At 39.6% G+C, this 8,381-nt stretch carries 5 protein-coding genes, 1 tRNA gene, 1 riboswitch and 1 other annotated feature; of the genes, 2 read left to right on the forward strand and 4 right to left on the reverse strand.

Translation table 11 applies throughout. The annotated features are described in order from the left end of the window. Window positions 1-69: 69 nt before the first annotated feature. Together leuS and ACTU7M_RS10595 are read right to left on the reverse strand one after the other, a co-directional pair. Window positions 70-2,484, reverse strand: coding sequence for a leucine--tRNA ligase (leuS, locus tag ACTU7M_RS10590; RefSeq protein ID WP_443474364.1), 2,415 nt, complete (start codon window positions 2,482-2,484; stop codon window positions 70-72). Window positions 2,485-2,549: 65 nt separating this feature from the next. Beyond that, window positions 2,550-2,745: a binding site (T-box leader), on the reverse strand. Window positions 2,746-2,792: 47 nt separating this feature from the next. Continuing rightward, window positions 2,793-4,832: a LysM peptidoglycan-binding domain-containing protein gene (locus ACTU7M_RS10595; protein WP_443474365.1), complete on the reverse strand. Its 2,040-nt coding sequence runs from the start codon at window positions 4,830-4,832 to the stop codon at window positions 2,793-2,795. A 164-nt stretch (window positions 4,833-4,996) separates the two neighbouring features. Between ACTU7M_RS10595 and ACTU7M_RS10600 the strand changes: the two genes are divergently transcribed. Next, entirely contained in the window at window positions 4,997-5,578 is a 582-nt protein-coding gene (locus ACTU7M_RS10600; protein ID WP_443474366.1) for a class I SAM-dependent methyltransferase, read from the forward strand. Between the two features lie 20 nt (window positions 5,579-5,598). On the opposite strand, the gene metK is transcribed toward ACTU7M_RS10600, so the two are convergent. Continuing rightward, window positions 5,599-6,798 carry a methionine adenosyltransferase gene (gene metK, locus ACTU7M_RS10605; protein WP_443474367.1) on the reverse strand — a complete coding sequence of 400 codons (1,200 nt, stop codon included), beginning with the start codon at window positions 6,796-6,798 and terminating at the stop codon, window positions 5,599-5,601. Then, window positions 6,796-6,871, reverse strand: a riboswitch (SMK box riboswitch). It overlaps the preceding gene by 3 nt. Before the next feature lie 132 nt (window positions 6,872-7,003). Here metK and ACTU7M_RS10610 point away from each other — a divergent pair. Then, window positions 7,004-7,810 carry a hypothetical protein gene (locus tag ACTU7M_RS10610; protein ID WP_443474368.1) on the forward strand — a complete coding sequence of 269 codons (807 nt, stop codon included), beginning with the start codon at window positions 7,004-7,006 and terminating at the stop codon, window positions 7,808-7,810. Window positions 7,811-8,257: 447 nt separating this feature from the next. On the opposite strand, the gene ACTU7M_RS10615 is transcribed toward ACTU7M_RS10610, so the two are convergent. Next, a tRNA-Gly gene (locus ACTU7M_RS10615) sits at window positions 8,258-8,328 on the reverse strand. Between the last annotated feature and the right edge of the window lie 53 nt (window positions 8,329-8,381).

An 8,381-nucleotide genomic window follows, 5' to 3' on the forward strand; every position in this document is an offset into this window, starting at 1 on the left:
ACTACGAGAAAGTAACAAGCTAACAAAGAGCTACTACCAAAAATATAGGGTAGTAGCTCCTTGAAAAAATTAGTTAGCAACGATATTTACAAGTTTACCGGGAACAGCGATAACTTTCCGGACTTGTTTTCCATCAATTGCTTCTTTCACTTTCTCGTCAGCCAATGCAATACCTGTCAGCTCTTCTTTTGAGGCAGCTGCTGGAACGTTGCGGCGTGCTTTCACTTTACCATTTACCTGAAATACAACTTCAACCTCATCTTCAACCAAGTACTTTTCGTCATAAGTCGGCCAATCAGCTTTTGTTACACTCGTTGTGTGCCCCAATTTCTTCCAGATTTCTTCCGTCATATGTGGTGCAATTGGTGCCAGAACTTGAACAAACCCTTCGATATATTCAATCGGTAAAGCATCTACTTTGTTTGCTTCGTTAACAAAAATCATCATTTGTGAAATGGCAGTATTAAAGTGCAATTGTTCATAGTCTTCCGTTACTTTTTTAATGGTTTGGTGGTAAACCTTATCCAGTTCGCCACGGTTCACTTTAGTAATGCGGTCACGAACATTGCCTTCTTCATCGATGATTAAACGCCATGCCCGATCCAGGAAACGACGGCTTGCTTCAATCCCTTTTTCGCTCCAAGCTGTACTTGCATCCAGTGGTCCCATAAACATTTCATATAGACGTAACGTATCTGCACCATATGCTTCCACGATATCATCAGGATTTACTACGTTCCCTTTAGATTTAGACATTTTTTCGTTGTTTTCACCCAGAATCATCCCTTGGTTGAACAATTTTTGGAAGGGTTCTTTTGTTTTTACGATGCCTAGGTCATAAAGGAATTTATGCCAGAAACGCGCGTACAACAAGTGAAGTACCGCGTGCTCTGCTCCACCAATATACAAATCAACATTTTGCCAGTATTCCATCGCATCTTCTCCAACCAACGCCTCTTCGTTGTGTGGGTCCATGAAACGCAAGAAGTACCATGAGCTACCTGCCCATTGAGGCATCGTATTTGTATCACGACGACCTTTCAAACCTGTTTCTGGATCGGTGACATTAACCCAATCAGAAATGTTTGCCAACGGAGATTCCCCCGTACCACTTGGCTTGATTTTATCCGTTTTTGGAAGTAGCAATGGCAATTCTTCTTCAGGAACAGTTGTCGTTGTTCCATCTTCCCAGTGAATAACAGGAATTGGCTCACCCCAATAACGTTGACGGGCAAATAGCCAGTCACGCAGACGGTAAGAAACTACGGATTCCCCTACGCCTTCTTTTACTAACCATTCATTCATTTGGCTAATTGCCGTTTCTTTATCCAATCCATTCAAAAATTCAGAGTTGATATGTGGACCATCACCTACAAATGCTTGTTCAGAAACATTGCCACCTTCCAAAACCGCAATGATTTCCAATCCGAATTTTGTTGCAAATTCATAGTCACGTTGGTCATGTGCGGGAACAGCCATAATCGCTCCAGTACCATAAGTAGATAGAACATAATCAGAAATCCAGATAGGCATTTCTTTTCCGTTTACAGGATTGATTGCGTAAGCTCCGGTAAATACTCCTGTTTTTTCTTTTGCCAAGTCTGTACGATCCAAATCACTTTTTGTTGCAATGGAATCAACATAGGCTTTCACTTCCGCCGCTTGTTCTGGGCTCATAATTTCTTGAACCAGTGGTAGTTCTGGTGCCATGACCGCATAAGTTGCTCCAAACAATGTATCCGGACGTGTTGTGAAAACAGTGAATTCCTTGTCAGTGTCCTTAATTTTGAATGTGACATTCGAACCTTCAGAACGTCCAATCCAGTTACGTTGCATATCTTTAATGCTATCTGGCCAGTCTACAAGTTCCAAATCTTCCAGCAAACGCTCTGCGTAGGCAGTAATTTTAAGCATCCATTGACGCATTGGTTTACGATATACTGGGTGGCCCCCACGTTCGCTCACGCCATCAACAACTTCTTCATTCGCCAAAACGGTTCCCAATGCTGGACACCAGTTAACGGAAACTTCTGCTTCATAAGCCAAACCTTTTTCATAAAGTTTAGTAAAAATCCATTGGGTCCATTTATAGTAATCTGGATCTGTCGTATTAATTTCACGATTCCAATCATAACTGAAACCTAGTGATTGAATTTGACGTTTGAACGTTTTGATATTATGCGCTGTAAACTCGGCAGGATCATTTCCTGTATCCAATGCATATTGTTCCGCTGGCAAACCAAATGCATCCCATCCCATTGGATGAAGAACATTAAAACCTTGCGCACGTTTCATCCGAGCGACAATATCTGTGGCAGTGTAGCCTTCAGGATGCCCTACATGCAAACCCTGTCCAGAAGGATAAGGAAACATATCCAAAATATAGTATTTTGGTTTTTCTGAGGGCTGTTCCGTTTTGAATGTTTCATTAGCCTCCCAATATTTTTGCCATTTTTTTTCAATCGTATTGTGATTATAAGACATGACTATTCTCCTTTAGTGATCATTTTCTCAATAAAAAAACCTATAGACTTCCCCCTTTGGAAAGTCTATAGGACGAATTTTCGTGGTACCACCTATAATTAGTTCTCTTCATGCCAATAACGCGACGAGACGGTAATGCTTACTCAAAAAATTCAGCATTACAACTTATAGGTGAGTTCAAAAATGTCATCCATGCATTTTCACCGTCCATGCACTCTCTACAGGAATCAATCTCCTACTAATCCTATTCACAGTTTTTTTATTATTTGCCTTATTTTAGCAGATGAAGCAGGTATTTTCAAGAACCCTTACTTGACCCGTAGATTTTGGCCTGGATAGATTGTATTGCTCGTAATATCGTTCCATTCCATCAGTTGTGTTACAGAGATACCGTTGATGCGAGCGATAGTATAAAGTGTATCTCCAGATTTAACTGCATAACTGGTTGTCGAAACTGCCTTCTCAGCTTTTTCTATTACTGGGGTATTAGCCTTCAACACCAAGCCTTGTCCTACAAAAATAATATCGGAAGATAGATTGTTCCACTCTTTTATTTGTGCAACACTGACGCCGGCATTTGTGGCTACTTTATATAAAGTATCTCCCTGTTTAACCGTATAGTTTTGTCCACTTACTGCAGTTTCCACGGGTTGCTGCTCCACAACGGTAGCTTTATTAGAAAACAGTACTTGACCTGGATAAATGATGTCTGAACTTAACTGATTGACACTTTTTAACTGTGAGACAGTCAATTCCAGTTGAGAAGCAATTTTATAAAGGGTATCTCCATTTTTAACCGTGTAACTGGAAGTCGTTGTTTCTTTTTGAACAGGCGGCGTCACGGGCGTTACAGTCTTATTATCCGTTTCAGTAACTGTAGTGGTCGTTTTACCGGTAACTAAAGTTTGTCCTGGATAGATAATATCCGTTGATAAATTGTTTGTCTTCTTCAATTCTGCCACGGTCACTCCAAACTGAGAAGCAATCTTGAATAAAGAGTCACCCTTTTGAACTGTATAGGATTGTTTGCTTTTTTCTTCTTTAGGGGCAGGCACATTATCCTGCGTTGCTGGAATAGTATTTATTTTCGTAGCTTTCAATTGTTGGCCAGGATAAATCACATCTGATTGTAAGTTGTTCACTGATTTTAGTTCAGCGACAGTTACCCCCAAGTTACTTGCAATTTGGAAAAGTGTGTCACCTTTTTTCACGGTATAATCTGACCCACTAACTATAGGTTTGACTGTTTCTTGCCCAGTCGCCGGTTTAGTCGACGTTGCTTGATTGGAAACTTTAAGTCCTTGTCCCGGATGGATAAAATCACTCTTCAATCCATTCCAATTTTTCAGCTGCGCTACAGTCACATTATATGCCTGACTTATTTTCCATAAAGAATCCCCTGATTTAACTGTATATGTTCCACCGTTAGTTGGTGCAGGCGTTGTTGGTGTTTGCGTTTCAGTTTTAGTATCGGTAACTGGAGTTGGAGCTGGGACTGTGCTTACTTTCAAAGACATACCCGGAAAAATAGTGGCGCTGTTTAATTGGTTCCATTCCATCAATTGAACAACTGAAATTCCATGATTACGAGCAATTCCGTACAATGTATCACCTGATTGAACAACATAACTACCAGTCGGCGCTGGTGTAACTGGTTGGACAGGTGCGGTTTCAACTGCCGTGGATGGCGTGTCATATGTTGCCAGCCCATTGGACTCAATAATGCGATTTAATTTACTTGCATATGCAGTATCTGTCGCATAACGCCCAGTCAAATACTGAGTCGCATCCTGATAAGTTGCAGCATTACTTTTCCAGGCTCCGCTATAATACATGGGGTCCCAATTTGTTCCGTTTCGTAATAATTGCGCATAATCTTCCAATGATTCTGCATATGAAGGATATTTACGAAATTCTGCCTGTATTTGGTAATAGTTTTGATTCCCACTATCTTCCAACGTATTCATGGAGACAGTTTCGCCTTTATAGTCGCCTTTAATGCCAAAAAGGTTATGATTAGGAGATTTAGCTAATGTACTTTGACCCCAAGCACTTTCCAGAATGGCTTGAGCCATCATTACGGAAGCATAGAGATCATTTTTATCTGCAATTTTAGTTGCAGAAGGAATAATTGAATTCAGGAAAGGATTACTGGATTGAACGGTTTGTCCTTTTTCTACCGCATCTACTGCTTTTGTTTGCACAAATGGGGCAGCTAACGTAGAAACAAGAGCAGATGCTCCTACCAAAACCATGCTTTTACGCATTGATGCAGAAGCTTTTCTGATTTTTTTGTTTAAATCAGTTGTATGTTTTTTATAAAAAAATTGTTTTCTAGAACTTTCCAATATGGACCACTCCGTTCATATCTTAAATTTAATTTAATTTTTTCTATAATTATCATTATATAGAGTTTAGCTACCAAATTGGTACATATCTTTTAAATGTTACATTTGTAATGTATTTGTAACAAACATGTGGTTATAATGAATATAAAAAAGGAAGTGATTTCATGTTGGAAAAAGCTGTAGACTATAGCCACAGCCTACTTAAAAGCACGGTGAGTCCGGGAGATACCGTTATAGATGCTACCGTGGGAAAAGGAAATGATACTATTTTATTGGCTTCTCTGGTTGGAAAGTCAGGGCGCGTCATTGGGTTCGATGTGCAAGAAAAAGCTATTAGGCTGACCCGAGAAAAATGTCTTTTAACTGGTTTATCAGATCAAGTGACTTTGCACCATATTGGTCATGAAAAAGCAGATGAATTCGTACCGGCTAACACCGAACTTGGTGGAATCATCTATAATTTAGGTTATTTACCAGGTAGCGATAAAAGTATTACCACATTGCTTGAATCAACACTAGCAAGCATCAAAAGATTATTACCGCTGCTACGTGTCGGTAGTTTAATGATTTTGGTTGTATATAGTGGACATCCTGAAGGTGAAACAGAAAAAAATGGCGTATTGAACTTCGCAAAAAATTTAGATCAGAACGAATTCTCTGTTTTACAATACGGATTCATTAATCAACAAAATAATCCACCTTTTGTCTTAGCCATTGAAAAAAGAAAAAACGCGTCTTCATCTTAATTTGATGAAAACGCGTTTTCTTATAGTGAAAGAGCTTCTTTCAATGCATCGACTTTATCAGTTTGTTCCCATGTAAAGTCGCTGTCGTTACGGCCGAAATGTCCGTAAGCAGCCGTCTTTTGGTAAATAGGACGACGTAAATCCAACATTTTAATTATACCAGCTGGTGTTAGTTCAAAAATTTGACGGATTGCAGCGATTAATCTTTCCTCAGAAACTTCACTTGTTCCAAATGTGTCTACTGAAATTGATACTGGTTCAGCTACCCCGATAGCGTAAGCTAATTGAATCTCACATTTCGTAGCAATTTCTGCAGCAACAATATTTTTTGCAATATACCGAGCCGCATAACTTGCGGAACGATCTACCTTAGTCGCGTCTTTTCCTGAGAAAGCACCACCACCATGACGTGCATAACCACCATATGTATCAACGATGATTTTCCGTCCTGTAAGACCCGAGTCACCCTTTGGCCCACCTGTTACGAAACGTCCTGTAGGGTTGATGTAGAATTTTGTATCATTATCAAGTAATTCTGCTGGAATCACTGATGCGATGATTTTCTCCATAACATCATCTTTCAAAGTCTCGTAAGTAACTAATTCATCATGTTGTGTACTCAAAACCACTGTATCGACACGTAGCGGCTTGTCGTTTTCATCATACTCAACAGTAACTTGTGCTTTGCCGTCAGGACGCAAATACTCCATTGTACCGTCTTTTCTGACTTCAGCTAGTCTCTTGGTCAATTTGTGACTCAAACTGATTGGTAGTGGCATTAACTCTTCAGTTTCGTTGATTGCAAAACCAAACATCAAACCTTGATCTCCAGCTCCGATAAGCTTAGTATCTTCTTCAGAAACAACTTCATCCTCACGAATTTCCAAAGCTTTATCAACGCCTAAAGCGATATCGTCTGATTGTTCATCTAACGCTACCATTACCGCTAGGTTATCCGCATCAAAACCGAATTTACCACGTGTATAACCAATCTCTGTAACGGTATCGCGCACAACTTGTTGAATGTTTACATAAGCAGAAGTTGTTACTTCTCCAAATACAAATACCAATCCAGTTGTCACCACTGTCTCACAAGCCACACGTGCTTGTGGGTCCATAGATAGCAGCTTATCCAAAATTGCATCACTAATTTGATCCGCAATTTTATCCGGATGACCTTCTGTTACAGATTCTGATGTAAATAATTTTCTTTCTTCCATATGTAATTCCCCCATTTTTTTGGTTACAAGGCTTCTCCAACTTAATGGATCCTATCGGGATATTGCTCTCTGCCTTTTAAACAGCAACGGCTATACTATACACTTTTCGAACCCCAATTGCAAGCTATTTTTTATGTTGTCTTGACATCGTGTTCATAATTTGATTAGATGGAGTTTAACAAATTAGCATGCAAGGATGTGTAATATGGAACAGTCAATTACCTTTATTACAAAAACGCTTAATCACCCCTTCTTATCTTGGGTAACACTTCCTATCTCTATAATCATTTTTGGGACTGTAACTGGCGCTAAACAAACGGGTTTTCAGCTCCTGCCTTTCCTCCTTTTGTTTATTTTTCTCTTATTAACAGTTCTCTTGGAACGACTCCTTATAAAAAAAACGAAGCAACAGTTGGATTCACCCCGACTGCTTAATCATATATTCTGGATTGCAGTTGCTATCCTTCTGATTTTAATCTGGGCAACAACAAATTGGTTATGTGCAAGTATTTTAATTTTGTATATATTATTTATCTATTCTGCTTATCATCCTATACTCAAAATGGAACAAACCGTTTTTTATGTCATATTACAGGTGTTCTTTAAAGTGTATATGATGAGCTACATTTCGTTTTATATTCAAACAGGTTATCTAGAACCACACTTTTTATTATATTTAGTACCGATTATATTTTTTCTCCTGGCTATTATCGTTTACCGGCAACGCGGTATGTTAAAATATGAAAACAATGGTTACCAGTCTTTTATCGGAATATATTATTTGCCACTGATTATTGGTAGTTATTTAATTGGTGTGGGGGTTATAATGCTCCTTTTGAATATTCAAGGGGCAAATTTAACTCAATTTTTGATTTTTACTGCACCACTCCTATTATTTTTTATCTTGTTGCTGCTGAAAAAATTTCGTCTTCACATGCGAATGGATAATTACATGAATTTTGTCATTATGGTGACCATTATTCTTTATGCATTTATGGTGAAGTATACATAAAAAAAACGACGATCAGCTGTTTAGAAAATTGCTGATCGTCGTTTTTTGGTGATTCTGCGCCTATTAGATAGGCGCAACTATTCCAATTGTCGCCTTTTTGGAAAATCACGACGATTAGACCAAACAACAAAACTTAATCGTCGTCTATACTTGATGGTTCTTGGTTATCTGGAGTTGGTGAAGGAAAAGCCCTTCGGCCTGCGTGTTTGCTTGTGTACTGCCGTGGGACCGCCCTGAGCCTGTAGTCTCTGGGCTTGCAAGCCTCAAAGGGACCGTAGACGCTGAAGCGCCAACGCTCCCTACTTTCGCATTGCATCCTTGACACGGCCACAAGCAACCCCACCGTCCTTCGGGATTTCCGCGAAGAATACCTACCAACACCATAAATAATAGAACCAAAAAAGATCGGTTAGTCATATGACTAGCCAATCTTTTTTCTTGCAATTAAGCGGGTGAGGAGAATCGAACTCCCATCATCAGCTTGGAAGGCTGAGGTTTTACCACTAAACTACACCCGCGTGGCGGTTCCGACGGGATTTGAACCCGCGATCTCCTGCGTGACAGGCAGGCA

This window comes from Jeotgalibaca sp. A122 (genome assembly GCF_052266715.1).
Classification (GTDB): Bacteria; Bacillota; Bacilli; order Lactobacillales; family Aerococcaceae; genus Jeotgalibaca.